Origin of the sequence: Corynebacterium glutamicum ATCC 13032 (assembly GCF_000011325.1) — a bacterium.
GTDB classification, from domain to species: Bacteria; Actinomycetota; Actinomycetes; order Mycobacteriales; family Mycobacteriaceae; genus Corynebacterium; species Corynebacterium glutamicum.
On sequence record NC_003450.3, the window covers coordinates 218,963 to 243,946 of the forward strand.

Below are 24,984 nucleotides of genomic sequence, written 5' to 3' on the forward strand. Positions count from 1 at the left end.
GAAAGGAGTGCCTTTCGTGGGTTTTGATGTGGCCAGGGTTCGGGGGCTTTATACCTCTTTGGGCGATGGCTGGACGTACCTTAATTCACATCAAATTCCGCAGGTTCCGGAGCGGGTGGCGTCGGGAGTTGCGGCGGCTTTCCGCACGCATGCGCAGATTTCTGAGGTGACGTCGCAGCCGATTGCGGTGGATCAGTTGGAGGCTGCTCGCGAGGCAGTTGCGTCGTTGGCGGGTGTGGATCCGGACTGTGTTGTGCTGGGTCCCACGAGGCAGTTTTTGGCTCATACATTGGCGCGCGGTTTGGGTGGGTTTGTACGTCGAAAAGCGGGCGTGGTGTTGTCGCGCGCGGACGCGGACTGGCTGACCGCGCCGTTCCGCTCCCTCGACGGCGTTTTTAGCTGGGCCGAGCCCGATTTGGGCACCGGCATGCTGCCGGATTGGCAGTACGAGAAGCTTGTTGACGGCTCGACGCGCCTTGTCGTGCTCAGCGCCGCGCACCCGCTGCTCGGCACGGTCGCCCCAGTGGGCAAGATTGTGGATAAAGTGCGGGCGCGTTCGCGTGCCTGGGTGCTTGTCGACGCCACCACCTACGCAGCCTACCGCCCCCTGCGCCTAGACGAGTGGGAAGCCGATATCGTCATGCTTGATCTCGGCGAGTTGGGCGGCCCGCAGATTTCGGCGTTGATTTTCCGTGATACCTCGATGTTCCCGCGCCTGGATCGCACCGTTCCACTCGAACTGCCCGCAAGCTCCCTGCCGCATGGGCTGCTCGGCGGCGTGCCCAACCTGGTGCGGCACCTGGGAAACCTGGATGAAAACGCCCCGTCCGTCGTTGAGGCGATGGGGGAGATGGCGAAATTCCACAAGGGACTTTTTGAGCATCTTGTGGAATCGCTCGAAGGACTTCACGCGGTGCATATCGTGGGAATTTCCGGCGATGCCGCAGGTCAAGACGCCGCGTTCCTGGATCGAGTGCCCCGCTTGACCTTCACCATGGAAGGCGTGCCCGCAGATATGGTGTACCGCCGATTGGTGGACAATCGTTTGATCACTACCGTCAGCCCTGCTGACCCGCTGCTCGAAGCAATGGGTGTGACTGAAGCTGGCGGATCGATCACTATCGGACTAAGCCCGTTTAGCACCTACTATGAAGTGGATCAGCTGACCAGGGTGCTGGCATCGCTTGCCTAAACCGCAAGCACGAGCTTGCCGGTGATGGTGCCGTCTTGAATTTTCTGCAAGGCGGCGGCTGCTTCGGCTAGCGGCAAGGTGTGGTCGATGTGAGGGGTAATTTCCTTCGATTGCAGCAGCGGCCAAATATTTTCGACAGTGCTGCTGACAATCCGAGCCTTATCCGCCTCATCGCGACCACGCAGCGCAGTGGCAGAAATCGTGCCTCGCTTGGCCAAAAGATGACCCAAATTCAGCTCCCCTTTCACGCCACCCTGCATCCCGATGACTACCATGTGCGCGTCCTTGGCCATCGCCTTCACATTCTGTGACAAATACTTCGCACCAATAATATCGAGAATGACATCCGCCTTGTTCTTCAAAACCTCGGCGAAATCTTCCTCCTTGTAATTGATGAGGATATCGGCCCCTAAGTTCTTACAGGTTTTTAACTTTTCAGTTGAACCGGCAGTCACCGCAACCGTCACACCCAGAGCCTTGCCCATCTGAATGGCAAACGTTCCGATACCGCCCGCGCCACCATGAATAAGGAAAGTATCCTCCTTCTGCAAGCCCGCCAGCATGCCGATATTCGACCACACCGTGCACGCAACCTCCACGATCGAGGCCGCTTCCACAAAGCTGTAACCCTCTGGAATTGGCATCAACTGACCTTCCGGAACCGCCACATATTGCGCATATCCACCGCCAGTGAGAAGGCAAGCGACTTCCTGACCCACTGTTTGCCCAGTGTCGCCGGCATCCACGATCACACCCGCACATTCCAGCCCGAGAATCTCCGAAGCCCCCGCCGGCACAGGATAATTTCCCTGCGTCTGCAAAAGATCCGCACGGTTAACGCCCGCAGCCTTCACCTCCACCAGCACCTCACCTGGCTTCAGGGTCGGGACGGGGACTTCCTGTAATTCCAGAGAAGCAGTGACCTTCTCCTCAGTTTGGACGATGGCTTGCATGGTTTGGCGCGTGGTTTTAGTCATGCATTCGAGGGTAGCCGGTTATTCCAGATCGTTGCGCCGATTGACGTCAGAGTTGCCACCACATTTAGCCCCGCACCAACACCAACAATGACCATCACTAAGCCAAACGCCGACAATCCGGTTTCATCCTGAGGAATGGCATCCATGGCCCACGCGAAACTAAACCCCGACGCACCACCCAACGCCGAATAAAACGGACCAGACGCAGTCCACCTAGTCCACAGACCAAGAATCACAGTGACCGCGACCATCGTGACACCACAAGCAACAACCTGCCACGGACGATACGGACCTTGCATCTGCCCAAACTCATTCTCGTAATAACCACCCCAACTCAACCACACAAACCACACGATGAGCCCCGCAACAAAACCAAGCAACAACCCCAACCCAATACCCGGACGACGACCAGACCGCGGCACTTCCTTAGCCAACTTGTGCACCGCAAACACAATGAGGAAAACCACCAGAACCGGCACACCAATCATGGCTGCAGCGATGATGGCGATCTTTAACACATCCATGTAATTCCCCCTGATTAGGTGATTTAGTATGTTCGAGACTATCGGGTATGATTTCAACTTGTCGCAAATATCAATTTTTGATGTTTGAGTCGCTGGAGACGTGACAGAGCGGCCGAATGTACTGGTCTTGAAAACCAGCGATGGGAAACCATCCGAGGGTTCAAATCCCTCCGTCTCCGCAAATAGCCCCCGTTTACGCAGGTAAACGGGGGTTTTCTGATTCTTGGGCGGTCGGGGCTTTATCCGAAAGCACTGTTGCCTAAACTAGGGCACATGGCCCTGCACACGCACAAGATAGACGGCGAGACCTACGCTTTTTCGTGGTCACCCACGCAAACGCTTCTCGACGCCCTCCTCCAGGCCGACCTACCCGCCCGCTATTCCTGCATGGAAGGCCACTGCGGAACTTGCCAATGTACGCTGACGGGAGGGCCCTCGCACATGCTCAACAATGAAGTACTGAGCAACTACGAGATCGTCTCCGAAAACCAAGTGTTGGCCTGCCAGACAATCCGAGACGCTGACGGGCCATACCACTGTTCCTTCGATGACTAGCTCTTCTTGATCACTTCCATCGCTTCGTGATAGTTGGATGTAGCTGCATCTTTGCCGTTCCAGCACGCAATATTACGAACCTCTGGCATCATGTCGCGGTGGAACACAGGATCCAGACCAGCCTTCTTCTGAATGGTGTAATTCTTAAGCAACTTCACTGCAACGCCACCCAGCGGAATGATCGCCGCCAGGTTAATGAGCACCATGATGCCAGCGAAAGTATCACCCAAAGCCCAGATCAACGGCACCGAAGCAACCGCGCCAGAGAACACGCTGAGCAGCACCAAGAGTCGGAAAACAGTCATGACAGTCTTCGAATCGGTGAAGTACTGAATATTCGCCTGTGCCAAGTAGTAGTTACCCAGCACGGAAGAAAACGCCAGGAAGAACATCACTACGGTAATGAAGTGGGTTCCCCAACCACCAACAACGCTAGCCAGCGCGGACTGAGTCAAAGAAGAAGACTGAATATCGCCGGTCGCGTACTCCACTCCAGACAGCAGGATGACAAAAGCGGTAATGCTACAAACGAGCAGGGTGTCGAAATATACGCCCAGAGTCTGAACCAAACCCTGCTTCACAGGGTGAGACACAGTCGCGGTAGCAGCAGCGTTCGGGACAGAACCCTCACCAGCCTCATTGGAGAACAGTCCACGGCGCATACCGTTCATAAACGCCAACCAGAACGCGCCCCACACCGACGCAGTAGCAACCGGACGGAAACCAAAAGCACCAGCAATGATGTCGTTGATCATGGTCGGAACCTGCTGAATGTTAATCACAATCACCACCACACCCACAATGATGTACGCACCCGCCATGAACGGAACCATCCACTGCGTCACGTTTGCGATACGCTGCACGCCGCCAAAAATAACCAGCGCAGACAATCCAGCCATGCCCAAGCCAACAAAAGCCTTTGCAGTGGTAGAAGGGGTGCCGAGTGATACCGTAATCGCCTCAACAACCGCGTTGGACTGCAAAGCGTTGTACACAAAACCAAAGGTCAACGTGATGGCGACACCGAAAACAACCGCAAGCCACCGAGCATTCAAACCAAGCGTCATGTAGTACGCAGGGCCACCGCGATAGCTGTCGCCGTCCTTCACCTTCCACAACTGTCCAAGAGTCGACTCAATGAACGATGTCGCACCGCCAACCAGCGCAATGATCCACATCCAGAACACTGCACCCGGTCCACCCAGAGTGATCGCCAGCGCAACACCCGCAACATTCGCCGTACCAACTCGCGACGCCGCAGAAATCGTGAACGCCTTAAAAGCCGAAATGTCCTGCTTGTCCGCGAACTCCCCATCCTTCGCAGGCTTCTCGACGACCGCTTTGAACATCTCCGGAATCATCCGAATCTGAACCAGCAACGTACGCCCACCGAAATAGAGGCCAGCAGCAACGAGCAAGAAGGGCAAGATCATCCACAAATTGTCATTAATGACATCAGTGATGAAGGTCTCCAATAATTCCATGCGAAAAATACTACGCGCGTGTTACCCGATTTTTAGTAAATCCCTAGCCACTGGCACTGGATTGTTATAGCCCGGAGGTGTAAAGCAAGGCAGATTAGCTCCCTGGGTGGGCGGCTCCGGAGGGGAGTCTGCCCGGCTTCGCCCGCTGTGGTGCAAACAGGGCGGGTTTCAGCTCGGGATGGTCGCTTCGACGCGCGAGCTTGCCTTGTTGTGTGCGCGGCGGGTCAATCAAGGCAGGCTTCGGCCTGGGATAGCCCTTCCCGTCGAGGAACCCGCCCTGTTTTGCCCGGGCGGGAATCCACGCGCGCGAAACCGGGCGGATTAGCCTCCCGAATGGCTGCATTCGCCGACAAGTTCGCCTTGTTTTGCACGGAGCGGGGACAGCCTGCTCGAATTCAGGCGGGTTAGCTTCACAGACGGCCGGTTTCGCCGATGAGTCCGCCCCGTTGTGCACACGGCGGGTCAAACAAGGCAGGCTTTGGCCCGGGACAGCCCCTCCTGCTGAGGAACTCGCCCTGTTTTACACACGCGGCGAACGAAACACGGCGAACTAGCCCGCCAAATGGCACCCCCGGCTGGGAAACTCGCCTTGTTTTGCACCAACAGGGAACCTGGAGCGCAGTTTCGGGGTCTAAGTAGGTATGGGAGAAAAACGGCGGATGTGGACGGCGAAGGAACTGATCGGGATGGGGTATTCGCGGCGGAGGATCAACAGTTTGGTGAAGGAGGGGAAGTTACACCGGGTGTTGAGGGGTGTGTATGCGTTGGATCCGCCGTCGGGGGAGGTTGTGTGGTCGGCGATTCGCCTGGTCAGGCCGGGTGCTCTGTTGGATGGGAAGTCGGCGGTGGAGGTTTATCAGGGGGTGTCGTTGTCGTTGCCTGTGCGGGTGAGGGTGAGTACGTCGAATGTGTTGAGGGGGTCGCGGAATGTGGTGGCGCGGAGGTCTCAGAGGATGGATGGGATTGCTCATCGGGGGTTTAGGGTGGTGTCGTTGGTGGATACGGTTGCGACGTGTCTTGATGAGCGGAGTGTGAATCCTTCTGACCTGCGGAGATTAGTGGAGGAGAGGTATAAGTCGGGGAGCGGGGTGAAGCAGATGGCGCATGATCTGAAGTTGTTGAGAACGCGGAGGAAGGCGCAGCTGCGGGAGTTTTTGGAGGAGTGTATCTATGGTTTGGACAGTGGTCTGGAGAAGGTGATGGTGCAGGAGCTGCGGGATGCTGGGTTTCGGACCAGGCAGAATGTGGTGGTGGAGGGGTATCGGTGGGATATTCAGGTGGTGGGTGTGGCGCTGATTGATGTGGATAGCAGGAAGTATCACCAGGCGAATAGGCGGAATTTCATCATTGATCGCTGGAAGAGCAATGAAGCCGTGGTACAAGGCCATGTGCCGTTGAGGTTTACGGATGATTGTGTGAATTATGCGACGGGGGAGATCATTAAGTTGGTGAAACAGGTGGCGGAGTTCAAACGGAAGCATCCGCGGAGGAGGGTGAAAACGCAAGGCGTTGGGCCGGTGTTTAGGTGGCACAACGCCTTGGTTTTACCCTAGGGAATCTAGCCAGCCTTCGATTCCGCCGTCGAGGCTGCTCATTCCGGTGTAGCCTGCGGATTCTAAAATTGCGATGGCTTGTGCGGAGCGGACACCAGCTGCGCAGTAGACGATAACCTCTTTACCTGCGGAAACGGAGGGTGGGATGGCGCCTTCGCGGATGGCGGACAGTGGGGTGTTGTGCGCGCCGGGGATGGAGTAGGCGGAGAATTCGGAGGGTTCGCGGACGTCGATGAGCGAAACGCCGTCAACCAGCGCGGAAACTCGAGGAACATCGAGCACCTCACCAAAACCGCCAGAAATCCCCGAAACACCAGCAGACCCAAGCACCCGTTCCAGCACCTCCGGCGAACCGACGACGGGGATGTATTCCCAGGTGCCGTCGAGGGAGGAGTAGTAGCCGAGTTTTCCGATCAAGGGTGTGCCCACGCCGGTGATGATTTTCAGGGCTTCCATGGCCATCGCGGAGCCCATTACGCCGACAACTGGACCCAAAACGCCTGCTTGGGAACATGATGGGACGGATCCGGGTGGTGGCGGGGTGGGGAAGAGGTCTTCGTAGATGGGGCCGTGGCCGGCGTGGAAGACGGAGAGTTGGGCGTCGAAACCCAGGATGGATGCCCAGACGTGGGGGATGCCAAGTTTTGCGGCGGCCCAGGATGCGAGGTGTCGGGTGTCGAAGTTATCGGAGCCATCCAAAATCACATCGGAATCTGCCAGCTCAGAAAGTGCATTTGACCAGTCCAGTCGCCTGACAGAAACCGTCACTTTAACGGAAGGGTTCAGTGCCAGCATTGCTTCGCGCGCGGACTCGGCCTTGGGTGTTCCAACGCCAGCGGTGGTGTGAATGACCTGGCGGTGGAGGTTGGAGAGGTCGACGAGGTCATCGTCAATGATGTGGATGTGGCCGACGCCAGCGCCAGCAAGGTAGAGCAGGGCGGGTGACCCGAGGCCGCCTGCGCCGATGACGGAGACCTTAGCGTCGAAAAGCGATTGTTGTTTTTGCTGGCCGATTTCGCCGAGCATAATTTGGCGGCGGTAGCGGGCGATGTCGAGGTTTTTCACAGGCCGACCCAATCGGTGGAGCCGTCGAGGCGCGTTTGCTCTTTCCAGATCGGGACCTGGGCTTTGACGGCGTCGGCGAGGTCGGAGCAGGCGGCGAAGGCGTCGGCGCGGTGGGCGGAGGCGGCGACGACGAGGAAGGCGGCGTCACCGATTTTCAAGGCGCCGGTGCGGTGCGCGGTCCAGAGGCGGGTGCGCGGGTGTTTTTCAACGATGGAGTCCGCGACAGCAGAAAGGACCTGCGGCGCGGTGGGATGCGCGGTGTAGGTCAGGGAGGTCACGCGGGCGCCGCCGTCGTGGTCGCGGACGATGCCTTCGAAGGTGACCAGCGCGCCCATCGCCTCTGTGCAGACGCCGTTTTTGGCGGCGTCGAGCAGCGGTTCGAGGGGGTCGGTGGTGAGGAAAGCGTCGATGAGTTTGCCGGTTTGTTCGGCGACGTAAGCGGGGTCAGTGTTCATGGTGGCCTTGCAGAGTTCCAGTGATGTGATCAATGAGTGGGTCGAGGACAGCGGTGGCATCGCGCGCCGCACCCGTGGAGCCGGGCAGCGCCATGATGAAACTGCCGCCGATGGTGCCCGCGACGGTGCGCGACAATACTGCGGTCGGGACGGCGTCCATGCTGTAATTCCAAAAAGCGTGGGCGATGCCGGGGATTTCTTTGTCGAGGCGCGGGATTAAAGTGTCCACGGTGATGTCATCAGGCGTGAGTCCGGTGCCGCCTGAAATAAGTACTACCTGCGGAAATTCCAGCTCGTCCAGGAATGCGGGCAGGTTGGCGTCCGCCACGATCACGGGGGCGGGTGTGTCAAAACCTTTTGCACGCAGCCACGACACCAAAATTGGGCCAGAGCGATCCTCATACACCCCGGCAGCGGCGCGAGTGGACGCAACGATAACCAGAGCTGTCACTGAACAGACCAATCCCCAGATTTACCGCCAGTTTTCGACAGCACACGAATGCCATCAATCACGGCCATCTTATCCACAGCCTTGATCATGTCGTATACCGTCAGCGCCGCAGTGCTCACGGCCGTCAACGCCTCCATTTCCACACCAGTAACCCCACGCGTTTTCACCGAAGCCTCAATCCGAACACCATCAGTAAGCTCAAAAAAATCCACAGTAATTTTGCCCAGCGGCAACGGGTGGCATAAAGGGATAATGTCCGGCGTCTTCTTCGCACCCATGATACCCGCAATCCGCGCCACAGGTAGCGCGTCGCCTTTAGGCAGACCAGCACTAAAAAGCTGCTTTACGACGTCCCCCCTCATCTTCACAAACCCTTCGGCAACAGCAGTTCTCGATGTTTCATTTTTGCCCGTCACATCCACCATATGTGCGGAACCGTCTGCTCGAACGTGGGTGAGCTCGCTCATTAAATTAACTCCTGTTAGTTGAATGGGTAAATCTTAACGATGTCGTTTTCCTCCACCGTAGTCCGCGCCGGGATCCTGATCAGACAGTCTGCGGTGGCAGCTTGAACCAGCAGGTGGGAACTGGTGCCCAGGAGAGGCGTGGCGAGGACGTGGCCGTTGCGGTAACTGATGGTGCCGCGAAGGAATTGCTCGCGATTGTCTTGCAAGCCCTGGACCGGAGCGGTGATGCGGGCATCGAGGTGGCGGAGCGGCTGGCGGTTGAGCGCTGGCGCGACGAAAAGTGTGAAACTCACCAAGGTGGAAATCGGATTTCCGGGAAGTGAAATGACAGGAGTTTCAGCAAAAGTGGAGATGCCTTGAGGACCGCCAGGCTGCTGATCGACATGTCCAAACCAGGAGTTCGGGGTGCCTTCGAGGATCTGCCTAAACACCTCAAATTTACCGTGGCTGATACCACCAGAGGTGATGATGACATCCGGTTGATACTGGTCAATGGCGTTTTCCAGTTCAAAGCGGAGTCGTTCAGGATCGTCGTTGGTGTGCAGTCCCGCGATGACCTCGATATTGTTGCGGGCGCACAGGGAACGAAGCAGAGGGCCGTTGGCATCAGGGATCGTGGCGGGTCCGTGCTGTTCTGAAATTTCAGACCCGCCGGTGATGATGAGGACACGTGGCTTTGCTGCGACTTCAATGCTCTTGATCGACTGACTAGCCAACACCCCGATGTGCACCGAGTTAAGCTCCGTACCTGCTGGAATGATCTCGTCGCCGGCAGTAATATCCGAACCCTGCAACCGTATGAACTGACCTTGCGGGGTGGCGGGGATTTCTACCTGTGGGGCGTCGAAATTTCCCGGTGTGGTTTTCTCCACAGGAATGATCGCGGCGGTGTTTTTAGGAAGGCGCGCACCCGTCATAATCGGCGCGATGTCTTTTTCGATGCCTCGTGGGTACCACTGATCAGGATCATGACCAGCGGGAATGGTTGGACCGACTGCGAAGGTGCCACCGTTAAGATGTGAGGGGCCAAGCGCGAAGCCATCCATTTGGGAATTATCAAAACGTGGCGAATCCCACTGCGCAGTGACCGCTGAAAACGTGCGGCGTCCCAACGCTTCGCGCAGATTCACGAACGTGGACTTTTGTGGGGGAAGCAGCGCTGAAATTTCTGCCAAATGTTGCTCCGGCGAACGAGACATCAATTAAACCTTTCTCACCTTGGAAAACAATCGTAACGCTCCGATGGCTCCAATGATGAGGACATAGACAGCCAAAAGCATAATCACCGCTCCCAAGGCTTTATCCATGTCATTGGAACTCAAACCAAGCTCAATATGCAACGGAATGGTGCGGGTAACACCTGCAATATTTCCAGCAAAAGTCAGTGTCGCACCATACTCGCCCAAGGCCCTGGCGAATCCCAAAATCATACCGGTGAAAATTCCAGGCATCGCCAGCGGAATGATCATCTTGTGCATGATCTCCCAGCGGGTTGCGCCTTCAGTAGCTGCGATTTCCTCAAACTGTTTTGGAATGCCACGCAGTGCAGTAGTCACAGTGGAAATGAAAAATGGCAACGCTACAAACACCTGGGCAAACACCACAGCCGTGGTGGTAAATGCAATCGGCAATCCAACCTGATCAAGCCAAGAACCTAAAAAACCACGCCTGCCCCACAGAAAAGTCAGCGCCAAACCAGACACCACCGGCGACAACACCAAAGGCGCATAAACCAGCACCGTCAAAACTGATGTCACCCTGGGGTGCGAACGCTCATATAAATGCAGCGCCAACGCTAGCGGGAAACCCACAATTGCGCATAGCGCGGTAGAAAACAGAGCAGTTCCGATAGATAACCGTGCGGTTCCTAAAGATTCCGGCGCGGTAAGCAACTCCCAAGACCGATCCCAGGGGATCTGCAACAGCAAAGCAAAAATAGGTCCAATGATCAGCAGCATGGCCAGGGTGGCTGGGATGAGCAACCACCCTGGGAGGATATGATTCTCGCTTCGACGAGCCTTTTTAGTTTGTGCCAAAACCATAGCTGGCAAGGATCTCCTTGGCACGATCGCTGCTGAGGAACTCTGCGAAAGCCTTCGCTACCTCGTTGTCTTCACCGGTGGTGGTCAATGCCATTGGGTATTCGTTGGCGTCGATACCTTCGAGTTCAATGACAGTGTTGTCCTGAGTTTTAGCCAAAGACTGAGCGTCGGTTTGGTAAACAAAGCCCGCATCAACTGCACCGGTGGAAATCTTCGTGGCGACATCAGCAACATTGGCTTCCTCAGAGCTGGTGTTCAACTCGATGTCTGCGTAGTCCAAAGCCTCGTGGGTGATGGTTCCACATGGAACTTCAGGGGCGCAGATAGCAACGAGGGAGTCCTTGACGTCGGCAAGCTCTGAAATTTCGCCGGGGTTGCCGTCTGCGGTGACCAGCACCAGCTTGTTGGTAGCGATGACCTTCGAGGTTGCGCCGGCAAATTCTGGAAGTGCCAGCGCATCGTCCATGTTGGCGATGTCCGCAGAAATGAACAGATCAGATGGTGCGCCTTCGCTGATCTGGCGAACCAGCGCGGAAGAACCAGCGAAGTTAAACTCCAACTTTGCATCAGGATTGTCTTCGTTGAACGCAGCCGCGAGATCCTCAGCAACGTTGGTCAAAGACGCCGCAGCGAAAACGCTAGCGGTTCCGGAAACCCCAGCTGCTTCGGTAGCAGAGGCATTCTGGGTGGTAGTGCTTGCGGTGTCTGAAGAAGAGCACGCTACGAGTGAGATACCCGCCGAAATAGTGATGAAACTGTAGAGAGCTCGACGGATACTTTTGTTCACCTGAGTGCCTTTCCTACGGTAAGTTCAGTACTTAATCAGCATAACTGTGGGGTGGGAAACTTTCAGTGGGATTGGGTGGAAATTAAACGCTCCTTGTTTAAGTACTGCGCCTTTCCTACGATTAGTTCAGTACTTAATCCAGAGGGAAGTTTCAACAACATGGACATTCATTATTTTGCGGCAGCTCGGGCAGCTCGTGGGGTGGCGCAGGAAACTGTGGCACCAAGTGAACTTACACTCAGCGATCTGCTGAAACAGCTCGGTGAGCAGCACACTGAAACCACCGCAGCGGGCATGACGTTGGCGCAGGTGTTTGATCGCTGCACCTTCCTTATCGATGGCCGTTCGGCTGATTCTTCCGCCTCGCTCAGCGGGGCATCACGAGTGGATGTGCTCCCTCCTTTTGCAGGCGGCTAGAAACTAAACACCTTCTTCTGGGTTAGCGTGACGCTTTCGCCGACGTCGAATTTTTCCTCCGACACGGCGTGCCCCTCGGTGGTTTGTACAAGCCACTCGCGGCCCAAATACGTCACGGCTTCCACGGTCGCAGTGCCACCGCGGGCGAGCTGGGTGTCTTCGGGTCGCCATGCCTCCACGGCGTCCCCACGCCGGCGCACATTGAGCTCGGTGGGGGAGAGGAACTCGGCTATTTCTAGGGTTTTTGGCTTTTCGACGAGCTCCTCCGCCTCACCAACCTGCGCGACTTGGCCATCTACCAGCACGACAATTTGGTCGGCGAGCGCGAATGCCTCGGATTTGCTGTGGGTGACGTATACAAACGTCAGTCCCAACGATTGTTGAATTTTGCGCAGATCGGCCACAATATCGCGGGCTAAGGCTTGGTCGAGGTGGGCCATCGGTTCGTCGAAAAGGTAAACCTCTACGTCTCTGACCAGTGCTCGAGCAATGCCGACGCGCTGTTTTTGCCCGCCGGAGAGTTCGGTAATTTTCCGGCGGGCGAGGGGAGCAATTTCGAGCATTTCCAAAACATCACTCACCCGCTTTTTCACCACCTCATCTGCAGTATTGGTGGCTTTGAGCTTGAGCGGAAATGCCACGTTTTCCCACACATTAAGGTGCGGATACAAAGGCGAATCCTGGAAACACAGCGCAGTGTCACCCAGCTTGGCGATCTTATTCCCAATGCTCACGGTGCCTTCATCGGGTGAATCAAGGCCTGCCAGCAAACGCAGTAACGTGGTTTTACCGCTCCCGGACGGCCCGATGATGGCGGTGATGGAGCCTGAGGGGACGGTCAATGACACATCGTTCAAGGCGATGGCATCGCCGAAAAACCTTGATACGTGTTCAATGCTCAGATCCGCCATGGTTAGTCCTTTTTTGCACCGAGGAGGCCGGTAATGGGGCCAAGAACCCAGTTCACTAACGCCAGCACAATCGCACCCCAGAAGGCCGCACCGAAGGTTTCAATGCGTAGACCGAAACCGATCAAATCTGACACATACTCCGCCAGCAGCATGATTACCGCGTTGATGACCAGCGAGAACAGACCCAAGGTGATGATTGTCAACGGCAAACCAAGCAGCTTCAAGACGGGTTTCACCGTGGCATTCAACACGACAATGATTGCTGCCACCGCCAGGAATGTCAGCAGATTGTCGTGCTGACCGTCCTGATAGAGAGGTGTGGTGGGAAAACTCAGGGAGATGCCGTCGATAAGCTTAATAACCACCCACAACGCCACCGCGCCTGCTGCGGTGCGCACCGCAAAACGCCAAAGACTACCCAGCATTGATGGCCTCCCACGCGCGCAGCAGCTTGTCAGTTTCCTCGGCGTTGGTCACCGAAATGCGCGCACCCTCGGGGAACGCGCGAATCACGATGCCGTGCTCGGCCAATTTAGCCGCCAACTCAGCGGCGCCCTCGCCCGGCAGCCAGACGAAATTGGCCTGCGTCGGCGCAGCACCAAGCGCTGACACCACAGCATCACGCTTTTCGACGGTTTCCTCCACCCGTTCCATCAACTCATCGGCAGAATTCAAACTCGCAAGCGCTGCCGCCTGAGCTGCTGAATTCACCGCGAAAGGAATAGCCACCTTATTCATCGCTGCGATGATCTCTGCGTTTCCGAAGGCGTAACCAACACGCAAGCCCGCCAGGCCATACGCCTTGGAGAACGTGCGCAAACCAATCACGTTGTCGTGGCGGTGGATTTCCTCAGTGGCAACTGGGGTGTCGTCCGCGCGGTTGAACTCAAAATAAGCCTCATCCAGCCCAACAACGACATCGTTTGGAACCTTTTCCATGAAATTATCAAACTGCGCCTGGGTGATGGTGGTGCCCGAAGGATTGTTGGGGTTGCAGATGAAAATGAGGCGGGTCTTATCAGTGATCGCGGCTGCCATCGCATCAAGATCATGATTCTGATCAGCAGTCAGCGGAATGGCAACAGGAGTGGCGCCCGCGACCTGCGCGAAAATTGGATAAGCCTCAAAGCTGCGCCATGGAAAAATGACCTCATCGCCCTGAGCGCACGTTGCCTGAACCAGCTGTTGACACAGCGCAGACGAGCCGCAACCTACCGTGACCTGGTCAAACTCAACCTCTAAATGCTCTGCAAGAGCCTCACGGAGCTCAACCGCACCCATATCCGGGTACCGATTAGCCCCCCAAGTAGCCTCCGTCACCGCATCAACTGCTGCCGGGAGAGGGGAAAAACTAACTTCATTACTAGATAACTTCGTAGCATCAACAAGACGACGGCCAGGGACATAAGTAGGGATAGTTGCCAAATCTGCTCTAATCATGATTTACACAGTACTAGCCCCTATGGACACGCATCCGATTAAGTCATTTACCTGCAGGTTTGCTGAAATTTAGCAAGAGGGGGTACTGTAACATATCGGTTCTATCGGCCAGCCCGAGCGAACTAAGGAGACGTGCCAGAGCGGCCGAATGGGACTCACTGCTAATGAGTTGTCCTCTTAACGGGGGACCGGAGGTTCAAATCCTCTCGTCTCCGCTCTAGCTTGATTTCGGTCAAGCGAGAAAGCGCCCGTAGCTCAACGGATAGAGCATCTGACTACGGATCAGAAGGTTGGGGGTTCGAATCCCTCCGGGCGCACAAGTAAAACCCCAGGTAAACACGCTGTTTGCCTGGGGTTTTGTCATGCTTGTCAAGTATTTGGTGTTTGTAATTTAGGACAGGGACGCGGCGTGGAACTTAAATAAGACGGAACTGATTGCTGTTTGTCTGCTTCTCGAATGCCGTTGTTTTAGAGCAAAAACGATGGGGGTAACCGTGTCACCCGGTCTTGCTAAGGTAAAAATCACGGGTTATTTTAATAGGTGGAAGCGGGGCATGAAATAGGGTCCTCAGCACCAACCGCTAAAGCCCGTGCATTAAGTACGGGCTTTTGTCGTTGTGAGGGGGAATTTTGCTTCTGGGTTATATTGACGAAGTGGGTGAAACTGGGGCATTCGTTTCTCGACAGGATCCTCGATACAAGACATCACCGGCCTTCGGGTATGCCGGCTTCTTGATACCAGCTGAAAACGCTCGGGCGTTTGGTTCTGAATTTACAAAACAAAAGCGAATCCGTTTTTCCACGGAAATAGTTAATGCACCTAATCCTGCAAGGTGGGAAGTGAAAGGAGCCGACCTCTTTCGTCCGGATACTCCAATTGTCCGACCTGAAAACCTTAGAATTTTTGGTTCTCTGGTAGAACGTCTTCAAAAACTGGGTGGACATCTATTTTATTACGTCGATGAAAAACCAATCGGGACTCCACGACAGACGAAACTAGATCAAGTAGGACGTGAACGGGAAGCAATGCGTGAGACACTCAATCGTCTCGCAACTCAGGCGAATCGCGAAGATAGAAATCTAATGGTTCTGGTCGACAGCATCAACGAAAAGTCTAGGAAAGAGCGAATCGCTGAAATGTATTCTCATATCTTTTCTAGATCGGGAGAGCATCCAGAAATGCGTTCAATCGTTGAACCTCCCATGCATGTTGATAGTGCATTGTCGTCGAACATTCAGTTTGCGGACTGGATTGCTGCCTATGTTTCACGTGCTATAGATAGGCAACTAATTGAAGACTCCAGATATCAATGGATAGCGGACGATATAAGTACGTTTAAAGTTTATGGTTCATTCACTTTGGAGTCTAAACTGCATCTCTTACGGAATCGTCCTTGTGAAGATTTCAATACGAGCGACATATTAAAGAGAAATCGACCTATGTTTAGTTTTGATGCAGCTACTGCGATTGGTTCTCGCGTGGGGGTTGCGCGGGCGATGCAAATCAAGGCGGCTTCTGACAGGGCAAACTCTCGTTAGCTTTTAGTGAGGATAACAAGTCCTTCACTTTGGAGTTGTGGCGTCTTATCAGCACAACTCCAAAGCGATGAGCCTGCCACAGCAGTTACGCGACCTGGTAAATACGAATCTCTGGATCAGCCTGCAATAGTGGAGCTAGACCACCGACAACATCGGCCGTGAACAGTTCGCTGACAAGATAATCTTCAGCATTAGCTACGGTGTCACAGCCGTGGAGCACCTGCACGTCTTCTTCTCGGATGAGGAGTTCTTTGCTTGTAGCGCCAGCAATTGAGCTGAGGAATGGTTGCTTGTATTCCTGGTAGACGCCAGCTGCTGATGGGCGGCCTTCGTCATTGATTTTCAAGGTGATCTCTAGAAATGCTGCCATCGTATGACTCACTTTCGTATCAAAAATGCGCTTTTGGGTGCTGCCGGGACTGCCCCGGCACTCACTTCACGTTATGGCGCAGAGGAAAGTTTGAGTAGGTGATTTTGATGAATGTGACCATAAGTAATAGTTATGATCAGCTTTCGGTTTCAGTGAGTAGGCGCGCGAGTTTCTCTATATCTTCGGATAAATTTGTTCCAGGTGACCACACTGCTTCGTAGAAGATTTCCACGTCGAGGCCTTGTTCGCGGAGTGGTCAATGGGGTGCTGTAGGGGAGCTGAGTTTAGAAAGTGGAAGCATTGCAGATCCGAGTCCAAGTGTGGCCCACTGTTCGAGTACTTGGTAGCTGGCTGCTTCGCCGGAATAGGCGTTTAATGCCAGGTCATTTGTTTCAAACAGTTGATTGGTGAAAGTGGTTAAACCGCATGTGTCGGGTACCAGAATGAACGGTTCGTGCTGAGTCTCGCGAAGTTCTATGGGGTCGGTGCTGTCCTGGGTGGATTCGACGATAACGACTGGTTCGGAGTCAATGATGCGGTGTTCAAAATGGGGTAGTGGTTTCACTGCGGGAATGAGAATTACATTAAGTTCACCTGCAAGAAGTCCTTCATGTAGTTCTTTCATGTTTGCTTCGCGGAGTACTAGGTCGTGTGCTGTGGGAAGCTCACGAACCGCGGTATATGTTCGTGCAACCAGTTGAGGGTTGATAAGTGGGGAGATTCCAACTCGAATGCTGCGTGCTTCTGAGTTAATCAAACGGTGCGCTTCCGCGGTGATTGCGTCGATTTCAGTCAGCGCGCGTTGGATCAGGGGGAGGATGTGGAGGCCAAAGGACGTCGGGGTGACGCCTTGAGTAGATCGATCGAAGAGTTGTTCACCGAGCCGATCTTCCAGTTTGGCGATGCCGTTGGATAGCGCAGGTTGGGTGACTCCGTATTCGCGGGCTGCTGCGCTGAATGAGTGAGTTTCTGCGACGGCCTGCGCATAGCGGAGCCCTTCAAGGCTGAGCCGTTTGGTCATAACTATATGTTATCCCCCTTATTCAGAGTGATGGTCTACCGGAGAAGTACCCAGACCAATAGCATCGACCAACGATAGCGCGCTCAGAAGTTCTTTAGTGAAAGCAGAACCAAATGCCCAAATACATTGCCATGCAGGTATCCGAATCCGGTGCACCGTTAGCCGCGAATCTCGTGCAACCTGCTCCGTTGAAATCGAGGGAAGTCCGCGTGGAAATCGCTGCTAGTGGTGTGTGCCATGCAGATATTGGCACGGCAGCAGCATCGGGGAAGCACACTGTTTTTCCTGTTACCCCTGGTCATGAGATTGCAGGAACCATCGCGGAAATTGGTGAAAACGTATCTCGGTGGACGGTTGGTGATCGCGTTGCAATCGGTTGGTTTGGTGGCAATTGCGGTGACTGCGCTTTTTGTCGTGCAGGTGATCCTGTGCATTGCAGAGAGCGGAAGATTCCTGGCGTTTCTTATGCGGGTGGTTGGGCACAGAATATTGTTGTTCCAGCGGAGGCTCTTGCTGCGATTCCAGATGGCATGGACTTTTACGAGGCCGCCCCGATGGGCTGCGCAGGTGTGACAACATTCAATGCGTTGCGAAACCTGAAGCTGGATCCCGGTGCGGCTGTCGCGGTCTTTGGAATCGGCGGTTTAGTGCGCCTAGCTATTCAGTTTGCTGCGAAAATGGGTTATCGAACCATCACCATCGCCCGCGGTTTAGAGCGTGAGGAGCTAGCTAGGCAACTTGGCGCCAACCACTACATCGATAGCAATGATCTGCACCCTGGCCAGGCGTTATTTGAACTTGGCGGGGCTGACTTGATCTTGTCTACTGCGTCCACCACGGAGCCTCTTTCGGAGTTGTCTACCGGTCTTTCTATTGGCGGGCAGCTAACCATTATCGGAGTTGATGGGGGAGATATCACCGTTTCGGCAGCCCAATTGATGATGAACCGTCAGATCATCACAGGTCACCTCACTGGAAGTGCGAATGACACGGAACAGACTATGAAATTTGCTCATCTCCATGGCGTGAAACCGCTTATTGAACGGATGCCTCTCGATCAAGCCAACGAGGCTATTGCACGTATTTCAGCTGGTAAACCACGTTTCCGTATTGTCTTGGAGCCGAATTCATAATGCCAACAGCAAGCCCAATTTATGATGTCGTTGTCGTCGGAGCCGGCATTTCTGGCCTCATCGCCACGCAACTGTTGGACCGCGCAGGTCTAAACATCAAATGCTTCGAAGCCTGCTCAAGAGTTGGCGGCCGAGCAGTGTCTGTCCAACAGTCCGATTTGTTCCTGGACCTCGGCGCAACATGGTTCTGGCTCAACGAACCACTTGTGCAGCAACTCGTCAATAATCTCGGCCTCGGCACATTCCCTCAGGCCATCGAGGGTGATGCGCTTTTTGAGACGCTTGTCGACGCCCCGAGCCGCCTGCGGGGTAACCCCATAGACGCTGCTTCAGGCAGGTTCCAAGCAGGGGCCTCCTCGCTTGCGCTCGGGCTTGCAGCCCAGCTCAAGCCAGGAGTTTTAGAACTCGGGGACCCCGTCCATTCTCTCAGTGAGGAAGATGGGGAAATCGTTGTGAAGTCTTCCAAACAGATTGTGAGGGCAAAGCACGTCATCATTGCGGTTCCACCGGCACTCGCTGCCGAGTTGATTGGTTTCACCCTAGATTTACCAGCTGACGTGCGAAAAGCAGCGCATCCACAACATATAGCTGTGATGAATTGGGCAAAGGAGAAATACACCTTACCCACACAAGCCGCATCGGCTGGGGGTTTTGGGCATGAGCTGTTCCAACAACCACTCGGACATGGGCGAATTCATTGGGCATCAACGGAAGTTGCCACTGAGTTTGGTGGACACCTTGAAGGCGCAGTTCGTGCAGGAATTCAGGCTGCGCTTCAAACAGGATTTAATCTAAAATCTTAAACCTCGTATTTTCCCTGATAGGCTCAGATGCGCCTGAAATCGGGCTTGTTGAGGGGAGAGGTGTGTGACATGAAAGAGTTGGAACTGGGCGAGGCGAGGGACGTCGCTGCAACGTTGGAAGCGATGCCGATCCAGGAGGTTATTGATCAGGTTGAGCGAACTTCTATAACTAAAGGTGCGGTACTGCTGCGTCTGCTCAGTAAAGATCGATCGTTGTTGGTCTTCGATGCTCTTGGTCCGCGACTCCAGGCTGATCTCATTGGTGCTTTTCAGGATGCGGAAGTGCTGGATTATTTCGCTGACCTTGACCCTGATGACCGCGTTTCACTGCTTGATGAGCTGCCGGCGTCGATCGCTGACGAGTTGCTTCGCAGTCTCGATCCGCAGGAAAAGCAGGTCACGGAGCTGGTCTTGGGTTACGCAAAGGGGTCGGTTGGACGTTGGATGTCGCCCCAGGTTTTATTGCTTTTCGACGACATGTCCGTCGCCGAAGTCTTAGATTTTGTGCGCAATCATGCTGCTGAGGCTGAGACGATTTATGCCTTACCTATTGTGAACCGTGCTCGCCAAGTGATGGGCGTGGTGTCGTTGCGAAAGCTGTTCATCGCAGATCCCACTCTAAAAGTCTCGGAAATCATGGTGCGTCCTGTTTCGGTGTTGGCGTCCGCGGATATTGAAGAAACCGCCCGCTGGTTCCTACAGTTGGACCTCGTTGCGATGCCCGTTGTGGATGAATCGAACATGCTCTTAGGAGTGCTGACCTTCGATGATGCGCAAGACATCGTGGAGCAAGCCGACTCTGAGGACTCCGCTCGCAGTGGTGGTTCGGAACCTCTCCAGCAGCCGTATCTATCCACGCCGATTCGGAAACTGGTGAAGTCCCGCATCGTATGGCTTCTGGTTTTGGCAGTGTCAGCAATTTTGACGGTTCAAGTTCTTGATATTTTCGAAGCCACCTTGGTTGAAGCCGTGGTACTGGCATTGTTCATTCCTTTGCTCACTGGTACTGGCGGAAACACCGGAAACCAAGCTGCAACAACCGTGACCCGTGCGCTCGCATTGGGTGACGTCCGAAAATCAGATGTCTTCCGCGTCTTGGGCAGAGAAATCCGAGTCGGCCTCATGCTCGGGGCATTGTTGGGTGCCGTTGGATTTGTGATCGCATCGCTTGTTTACGGCATGCCCGTAGGCACTGTCATCGGTCTGACATTGTTGGCGGTGTGCACGATGGCCGCATCAGTTGGCGGAGTAATGCCAATTATTGCCAAGGCGATCGGAGCGGACCCAGCGGTGTTCTCTAATCCTTTTATTTCAACCTTCTGTGATGCAACAGGTTTGATCATCTACTTTGCAATTGCCAAGTTGGTGCTCGGAATCTAAAAGATTTTTGCTTTTCGACGTCCACTCCCAGTCCTTAACCGTATTGGCAAGCCTGCCAGCTTCGGCATTTCTATGAAGTTTCTCTGTCGCGGTTAATCATCAAATTTGGAGCAAAGTTCAAAAAATTTTACTTCGCGTAACCATTGCACATTGGGGTGGGGCGGGTGTAATGCAAGACTTAGTAATATTTACCTACCGCCAAGAAACTAGTGGTCAGGCCAATCCTTTAAAAAGGTGTGATGATTGACGGGGGAGGGGCTGAACGTGATCTTTCTACCAATTCGCACTGCGAACGTTAATATTCCCTCGTTGGCTTACATGGTCATTGATGACCGGGCTGAATATGTGAGAAAATCCATCCCTTCTTTAAGCAAGGGAGTGAATTACAGAAAAGGATTGTTCAGCAATGAGCACACCTGACATTAAAGAAGGCTCGGCAGAATCACCGGGCGAAGTAATGGTCGTTGGAGACAGGCGAGAGTGGCGTCGACAAGCAACCGGCATCATTGCCGGCCTCGTCTTAGCCGCCCTGGTCTATCTTCTCTTCCCCTCGAACTCCGTGGAAACCGTCATGCAATCCAGTGGCGTCGATCCAGAAACTGAATACACCAACAACGCGATGCGTCTTACTGCTGCAGTCACAATCTTGATGGCAGTGTGGTGGATGACAGAAGCAATCCCACTAGCAGCAACCGCACTTATCCCGTTGGTTGCATTCCCTGCTTTCCAGGTTGTGGACTTTGGGAAGGCAGCAGCTCCGTATGCCAACCCTACGATCTTCCTCTTCTTGGGCGGCTTTCTTATGGCACTTGGCCTGCAGAAATGGAACCTACACCGACGTATGGCTCTAGCGGTCGTGCTAGCTGTTGGTACTAAGCCAAAGCAATTGGTCTTGGGTTTTATGGTGGCAACTGGATTTTTGTCCATGTGGGTGTCTAACACTGCAACGGCCGTGGTTATGTTACCGATCGGTATGTCGGTACTGGCACTGACCGCTGAGACTGTGGGCGGAATGAAAAACCAAAAGAAATTCGCCACTGGACTCATGCTGTCCATTGCTTATTCTGCTTCCATCGGTTCACTCGGCACCTTAATTGGCACGCCACCCAATGCCTTGCTTGCTGCGTATATGTCTGAATCGCATGATATCCACATCGGATTTGGTCAGTGGATGATTCTTGGTGTACCAATTGCTGTCGTCTTCACCATCATCGCGTGGCTTGTGTTGACCACCGTGTTCAAGCCAGAAATGAAAGAAATCCCTGGCGGACGTGAACTGATCAAACGTGAAATCGCTGAAATGGGGCCGTGGACTGCACCTCAGGTCACAGTGGGTGTTATTTTTGCGGCAGCTGCACTGGCTTGGGTCTTCATTCCATTAACTCTAGATTGGACCGGTTCCCAGCTCTCTATCAATGACTCCCTCATTGGCATCGCTGCCGGCCTGCTGATGTTTATCGTTCCCGCTAACTTTAAAACCGGCGAACGCATTCTTGATTGGCGTACTGCAGGCGAACTTCCATGGGATGTTCTCTTGCTTTTTGGTGGCGGGCTTTCACTTTCTGCGATGTTTACCAGCACGGGACTTTCCCTATGGATCGGTGAACTAGCTAAGGGACTTGATGCCCTTCCAATCTTCATTCTCATCTTCGCCATTGCTGTCCTGGTGTTGTTCCTGACCGAGTTCACCTCCAACACCGCAACAGCGGCAACCTTCCTGCCAATCATGGGTGGCGTCGCCGTAGGTATCGGACTGACCGCAGGTGGCGAGCAGAATGTTCTGCTGCTGACCATCCCAGTCGCACTGTCCGCAACCTGTGCGTTCATGCTTCCAGTGGCAACGCCTCCAAACGCGATTGCATTCGGCTCCGGCTACATTAAGATCGGCGAAATGGTCAAGGGTGGTCTGTGGCTGAACATCATCGCAGTCATCCTCATTACGATTTTCACCTACTTCGTAGCGATCCCACTCTTTGGCATCATGCTTTAAAAGTTAACAGGCCCGCAGTCAACGTAAATGGCGTTGAACTGCGGGTTTGTTGTTCTTTCTGAAGCTGTGTAAAGTAATCGTCGTTGCAGAGAACGCCACACGGTAAACAATCTGCACTGCGCCCGTAGCTCAACGGATAGAGCATCTGACTACGGATCAGAAGGTTGGGGGTTCGAATCCCTCCGGGCGCACAGTTTAAAACCCCAGGTTGATTAAAAAGTCAGCCTGGGGTTTTCGCGTGCGCCGGTGTGTACTTTGTGCACGTTCGACACCAAGATTTTGGCAAAATGGTGGCCAAAATTAAGAAATCTTGGTGTCGAATTCACATTAGGAATCGCCTGAGAATCATCAGCCGATAAAACTAGAACACTTCGATCCGTGCGCCGAGGGTTTCAGCGTGGATGAGCTGCTTCTCCCAGTTTGGTGTGCCCGGGTGGAGACGGAGCACTGGCCTGGATGAGGTGATGGTAGGGCTAACGGATTCTTTGGCGCGTCGCTGGCCGGAGCGGGCTTCGTAGCGGATGCGGGATCGGTAGCCGTTGTCGGCAAGTTGCTCGATGTTTGGCTGTTCTGCGGTGAGGCCTTCGCGGGCTTCGTGGAGGATCGCCAGTGCTTCGTCGAGGGCTTTGACCAGTGGGCCGGCGTTGCTTTCACACATGGCGCGGACGAGTCCTGGGTCGGTGCCTGCAACGCGGGTGGAGTCGCGGTAGCTGCCAGCGGCTAAAGAGAGAGACAGTGCGCCACCGTTGTCACCGACGATGGCGAGGGTTTCAGCCAGGATGTGTGTTAAATGAGACACTCGTGCTGCTGCTGCATCGTGTGGGCCAACTCGGGATGGGACAACTTCAGCGCCCACGGCGAGTGCCATTTGGACGACGTCTTTCCAGATGCTGATCCAGGTGGAGTTGATGTCGGTGCCGTCGAAAAGCTGGTCGAAGGTGACCACCCATACTGCTCGTTTGAACAGTCCGTCCATGGATGCGCTCCAGCCGGAGTTGGCGGTGCCTGCCATGGGGTGGGATCCCACATAACGGTGTTGCATGTTGCGGGCTTTTACTGCGTCGTAGACGGCGGTTTTTACGGATACGACGTCGGTGAAGCCGTTGTTTGGTGCGTGGGTGTGGACGGCGTCGAGAAGCGAATCGATTGCGGTCATGGGGACCGCGAGGACGATGAGCGCATCTTCGGCGGCTGCACGCTGGAGGGTTGCTTCAAGATCGGCGGAAACGTCGAAGCCTTCGTCGACGGCTGATTTAGCGCCGGAGCGTGAGCGGTTGTAGCCGAAGACGGAGTGGTTGGCTGCATGGAGGTCGCGGAGGAGGGATCCGCCGATGAGGCCGAGGCCCAGGATGCATACTGGGCGGGAAATGTCTTTGGTAGTCACCTGACAAGTGTGGCACATACCTACTACGGTTATCTCTATGAACACTGAAGAGGATGGCCTGAGCTTTGCAGTTACGGCTACCTTAGTTGAAGGTAAATGGCAGGTACGCGAGTTTGAGGATCACTTCTCCAAGCTCTCTACCTCTATTAATGCGGTTCGCTCGCTGCGTAGCGAGGGGCCGGCGTTTGCGCTGTTGTGCGTTGATGATGAATATTTTGTGATGGTGCGTCCCACCCCAAGTAGGGTATTCCTTTTCCTTTCGGATGCGCCGATGGCTGTCGACGATGATTTCGCCGCCGCGGTGATGGATGAACTCGATGCGGATCTTCCAGATATCAACCCTGATGATTTGGACGACATCGATCCATGGCCAGAAGGTGATTTCGATATTTTGGCGGATTTGGGGCTGTCTGAGGAGGTTCTTTCCGTGATTTGCGATGACATGGATTTGGATCCTTCCGAACAATTGCTGCGCATCGCGGAAGAACTCGGTTTTGATAATGATCTGGCTCGGGTGGTGGGATTCGACTAGTGGGCGTTTTACCTGTGCAGGCGCGCATCAAAGACGATGAGCGCCGCATGCGCCATGCTTTGGATATTGCTCGCCAAACCCCTGAGGGGGACGTTCCCGTTGGCGCCGTCATTTACGCGCCGACCGGGGAGATCCTGGCGACCGCAACGAACCGTCGAGAAGCAGACCGCGATCCCACGGCCCACGCCGAAATTATTGCTTTACGACGAGCCGCCCGCCGTTTTTCCGACGGCTGGCGGCTGAGTGACTGCACCGCGGTGGTCACCTTGGAGCCCTGCAGTATGTGCGCCGGCGCCTTGGTGGGTGCTCGAATCGGACGCATCGTATTCGGAGCATTTGAGCCCCGAACCGGCGCCTGTGGATCTGTATTTGACGTGGTTCGAGACCCCGCGGTGTTGCACAAAGTGGAAGTCAGTGGAGGAATCCTCGAGCCTGAATGTGCTGCCTTGATGACCGAATTTTTCGAACTTCACAGGTAACGGATTTATATCAATTTCAGGGCGTGGCGAGCT

Annotated in this window: 27 protein-coding genes and 4 tRNA genes; 15 read left to right on the forward strand and 16 right to left on the reverse strand. The window is 54.6% G+C overall.

The window, feature by feature from the left end:
- The first annotated feature begins 16 nt into the window (after positions 1-16).
- Complete coding sequence (locus CGL_RS01050; RefSeq protein ID WP_020948496.1) at positions 17-1,192, forward strand: aminotransferase class V-fold PLP-dependent enzyme; 1,176 nt, start codon at positions 17-19, stop codon at positions 1,190-1,192.
- Here CGL_RS01050 and CGL_RS01055 read toward each other — a convergent pair.
- Together CGL_RS01055 and CGL_RS01060 are read right to left on the reverse strand one after the other, a co-directional pair.
- On the reverse strand, positions 1,189-2,145 hold the full coding sequence (locus CGL_RS01055) for an NAD(P)H-quinone oxidoreductase (protein WP_011265496.1): 957 nt from the start codon (positions 2,143-2,145) through the stop codon (positions 1,189-1,191). The genes CGL_RS01050 and CGL_RS01055 overlap by 4 nt on opposite strands.
- Before the next feature lie 20 nt (positions 2,146-2,165).
- A complete protein-coding gene (locus CGL_RS01060; protein WP_011013470.1) occupies positions 2,166-2,693 on the reverse strand; it encodes a hypothetical protein in 528 nt (175 codons plus the stop codon).
- Positions 2,694-2,787: 94 nt separating this feature from the next.
- On the opposite strand from CGL_RS01060, the gene CGL_RS01065 reads away from it, so the two are divergent.
- Positions 2,788-2,872, forward strand: a tRNA-Ser gene (locus CGL_RS01065).
- 94 nt (positions 2,873-2,966) lie between these two features.
- On the forward strand, positions 2,967-3,248 hold the full coding sequence (locus CGL_RS01070) for a 2Fe-2S iron-sulfur cluster-binding protein (protein WP_003857637.1): 282 nt from the start codon (positions 2,967-2,969) through the stop codon (positions 3,246-3,248).
- Here CGL_RS01070 and CGL_RS01075 read toward each other — a convergent pair.
- Positions 3,245-4,732: an alanine/glycine:cation symporter family protein gene (locus CGL_RS01075; protein WP_003863416.1), complete on the reverse strand. Its 1,488-nt coding sequence runs from the start codon at positions 4,730-4,732 to the stop codon at positions 3,245-3,247. The two genes, CGL_RS01070 and CGL_RS01075, sit on opposite strands and share 4 nt — an antisense overlap.
- Positions 4,733-5,391: 659 nt before the next feature.
- Between CGL_RS01075 and CGL_RS01085 the strand changes: the two genes are divergently transcribed.
- A complete protein-coding gene (locus CGL_RS01085) occupies positions 5,392-6,285 on the forward strand; it encodes a type IV toxin-antitoxin system AbiEi family antitoxin domain-containing protein (RefSeq protein WP_011013471.1) in 894 nt (297 codons plus the stop codon).
- Here the strand turns inward: CGL_RS01085 and CGL_RS01090 are convergent.
- Genes CGL_RS01090 through modA form a run of 7 tightly spaced genes read right to left on the reverse strand, consistent with a single transcriptional unit; the run spans position 6,277 to position 11,552 of the window.
- Entirely contained in the window at positions 6,277-7,350 is a 1,074-nt protein-coding gene (locus tag CGL_RS01090) for a ThiF family adenylyltransferase (protein ID WP_011013472.1), read from the reverse strand. The genes CGL_RS01085 and CGL_RS01090 overlap by 9 nt on opposite strands.
- A complete protein-coding gene (locus tag CGL_RS01095) occupies positions 7,347-7,805 on the reverse strand; it encodes a molybdenum cofactor biosynthesis protein MoaE (protein ID WP_011013473.1) in 459 nt (152 codons plus the stop codon). Before CGL_RS01095 ends, CGL_RS01090 begins: the two co-directional genes overlap by 4 nt.
- Positions 7,795-8,256: a MogA/MoaB family molybdenum cofactor biosynthesis protein gene (locus tag CGL_RS01100; RefSeq protein ID WP_011013474.1), complete on the reverse strand. Its 462-nt coding sequence runs from the start codon at positions 8,254-8,256 to the stop codon at positions 7,795-7,797. Before CGL_RS01100 ends, CGL_RS01095 begins: the two co-directional genes overlap by 11 nt.
- A complete protein-coding gene (moaC, locus tag CGL_RS01105; protein WP_011013475.1) occupies positions 8,253-8,723 on the reverse strand; it encodes a cyclic pyranopterin monophosphate synthase MoaC in 471 nt (156 codons plus the stop codon). The genes CGL_RS01100 and moaC overlap by 4 nt, the downstream gene beginning before the upstream one ends.
- A 14-nt stretch (positions 8,724-8,737) precedes the next feature.
- The gene (locus CGL_RS01110; RefSeq protein WP_011013476.1) at positions 8,738-9,922 is read right to left on the reverse strand and encodes a molybdopterin molybdotransferase MoeA; all 1,185 of its coding nucleotides are present in this window, start codon (positions 9,920-9,922) and stop codon (positions 8,738-8,740) included.
- Between the two features lie 3 nt (positions 9,923-9,925).
- On the reverse strand, positions 9,926-10,765 hold the full coding sequence (locus CGL_RS01115) for a molybdate ABC transporter permease subunit (protein ID WP_011013477.1): 840 nt from the start codon (positions 10,763-10,765) through the stop codon (positions 9,926-9,928).
- Entirely contained in the window at positions 10,746-11,552 is an 807-nt protein-coding gene (gene modA / locus CGL_RS01120; RefSeq protein ID WP_011013478.1) for a molybdate ABC transporter substrate-binding protein, read from the reverse strand. Before modA ends, CGL_RS01115 begins: the two co-directional genes overlap by 20 nt.
- A gap of 159 nt (positions 11,553-11,711) precedes the next feature.
- Here modA and CGL_RS01125 point away from each other — a divergent pair, with 159 nt between their 5' ends.
- A complete protein-coding gene (locus tag CGL_RS01125; RefSeq protein WP_003863405.1) occupies positions 11,712-11,969 on the forward strand; it encodes a MoaD/ThiS family protein in 258 nt (85 codons plus the stop codon).
- On the opposite strand, the gene CGL_RS01130 is transcribed toward CGL_RS01125, so the two are convergent.
- The 3 genes from CGL_RS01130 to hisC are packed head-to-tail and all read right to left on the reverse strand — an operon-like array spanning position 11,966 to position 14,320.
- Positions 11,966-12,880, reverse strand: a complete 915-nt coding sequence (locus tag CGL_RS01130; RefSeq protein WP_011013479.1) for an ABC transporter ATP-binding protein — start codon at positions 12,878-12,880, stop codon at positions 11,966-11,968. The genes CGL_RS01125 and CGL_RS01130 overlap by 4 nt on opposite strands.
- Positions 12,881-12,882: 2 nt before the next feature.
- Positions 12,883-13,305: a phage holin family protein gene (locus CGL_RS01135; RefSeq protein WP_011013480.1), complete on the reverse strand. Its 423-nt coding sequence runs from the start codon at positions 13,303-13,305 to the stop codon at positions 12,883-12,885.
- Complete coding sequence (gene hisC / locus CGL_RS01140) at positions 13,295-14,320, reverse strand: histidinol-phosphate transaminase (protein ID WP_011013481.1); 1,026 nt, start codon at positions 14,318-14,320, stop codon at positions 13,295-13,297. Before hisC ends, CGL_RS01135 begins: the two co-directional genes overlap by 11 nt.
- A 126-nt stretch (positions 14,321-14,446) precedes the next feature.
- On the opposite strand from hisC, the gene CGL_RS01145 reads away from it, so the two are divergent.
- From CGL_RS01145 to CGL_RS01155, 3 genes are all read left to right on the forward strand, one after another.
- A tRNA-Ser gene (locus tag CGL_RS01145) sits at positions 14,447-14,535 on the forward strand.
- Between the two features lie 29 nt (positions 14,536-14,564).
- Positions 14,565-14,637: transfer RNA gene (locus CGL_RS01150), tRNA-Arg, on the forward strand.
- A gap of 313 nt (positions 14,638-14,950) precedes the next feature.
- On the forward strand, positions 14,951-15,859 hold the full coding sequence (locus CGL_RS01155) for a DUF3800 domain-containing protein (RefSeq protein WP_011013482.1): 909 nt from the start codon (positions 14,951-14,953) through the stop codon (positions 15,857-15,859).
- An 85-nt stretch (positions 15,860-15,944) separates the two neighbouring features.
- On the opposite strand, the gene CGL_RS01160 is transcribed toward CGL_RS01155, so the two are convergent.
- Both CGL_RS01160 and CGL_RS01165 read right to left on the reverse strand, forming a co-directional pair.
- Entirely contained in the window at positions 15,945-16,229 is a 285-nt protein-coding gene (locus tag CGL_RS01160; RefSeq protein ID WP_011013483.1) for a hypothetical protein, read from the reverse strand.
- A 256-nt stretch (positions 16,230-16,485) separates the two neighbouring features.
- On the reverse strand, positions 16,486-17,250 hold the full coding sequence (locus CGL_RS01165) for a LysR family transcriptional regulator (RefSeq protein ID WP_011013484.1): 765 nt from the start codon (positions 17,248-17,250) through the stop codon (positions 16,486-16,488).
- A gap of 113 nt (positions 17,251-17,363) precedes the next feature.
- On the opposite strand from CGL_RS01165, the gene CGL_RS01170 reads away from it, so the two are divergent.
- The 5 genes from CGL_RS01170 to CGL_RS01190 all read left to right on the forward strand — a co-directional run bounded on the left by CGL_RS01170 (position 17,364) and on the right by CGL_RS01190 (position 22,747).
- A complete protein-coding gene (locus tag CGL_RS01170; RefSeq protein WP_011013485.1) occupies positions 17,364-18,383 on the forward strand; it encodes an alcohol dehydrogenase in 1,020 nt (339 codons plus the stop codon).
- Complete coding sequence (locus CGL_RS01175; protein ID WP_011013486.1) at positions 18,383-19,186, forward strand: flavin monoamine oxidase family protein; 804 nt, start codon at positions 18,383-18,385, stop codon at positions 19,184-19,186. Before CGL_RS01170 ends, CGL_RS01175 begins: the two co-directional genes overlap by 1 nt.
- 69 nt (positions 19,187-19,255) lie before the next feature.
- Positions 19,256-20,566: a magnesium transporter gene (gene mgtE, locus CGL_RS01180; protein WP_003863396.1), complete on the forward strand. Its 1,311-nt coding sequence runs from the start codon at positions 19,256-19,258 to the stop codon at positions 20,564-20,566.
- A 406-nt stretch (positions 20,567-20,972) separates the two neighbouring features.
- Entirely contained in the window at positions 20,973-22,556 is a 1,584-nt protein-coding gene (locus CGL_RS01185) for an SLC13 family permease (RefSeq protein WP_006285466.1), read from the forward strand.
- A gap of 118 nt (positions 22,557-22,674) precedes the next feature.
- Positions 22,675-22,747: transfer RNA gene (locus tag CGL_RS01190), tRNA-Arg, on the forward strand.
- Positions 22,748-22,917: 170 nt separating this feature from the next.
- Here the strand turns inward: CGL_RS01190 and CGL_RS01195 are convergent.
- Positions 22,918-23,940, reverse strand: a complete 1,023-nt coding sequence (locus CGL_RS01195; protein ID WP_011013487.1) for a prephenate dehydrogenase — start codon at positions 23,938-23,940, stop codon at positions 22,918-22,920.
- A gap of 37 nt (positions 23,941-23,977) precedes the next feature.
- On the opposite strand from CGL_RS01195, the gene CGL_RS01200 reads away from it, so the two are divergent.
- Both CGL_RS01200 and tadA read left to right on the forward strand, forming a co-directional pair.
- Positions 23,978-24,472 carry a tRNA adenosine deaminase-associated protein gene (locus tag CGL_RS01200; protein WP_003863394.1) on the forward strand — a complete coding sequence of 165 codons (495 nt, stop codon included), beginning with the start codon at positions 23,978-23,980 and terminating at the stop codon, positions 24,470-24,472.
- Positions 24,472-24,951, forward strand: coding sequence for a tRNA adenosine(34) deaminase TadA (gene tadA / locus CGL_RS01205; protein ID WP_003855650.1), 480 nt, complete (start codon positions 24,472-24,474; stop codon positions 24,949-24,951). Before CGL_RS01200 ends, tadA begins: the two co-directional genes overlap by 1 nt.
- Positions 24,952-24,984 lie beyond the last annotated feature (33 nt).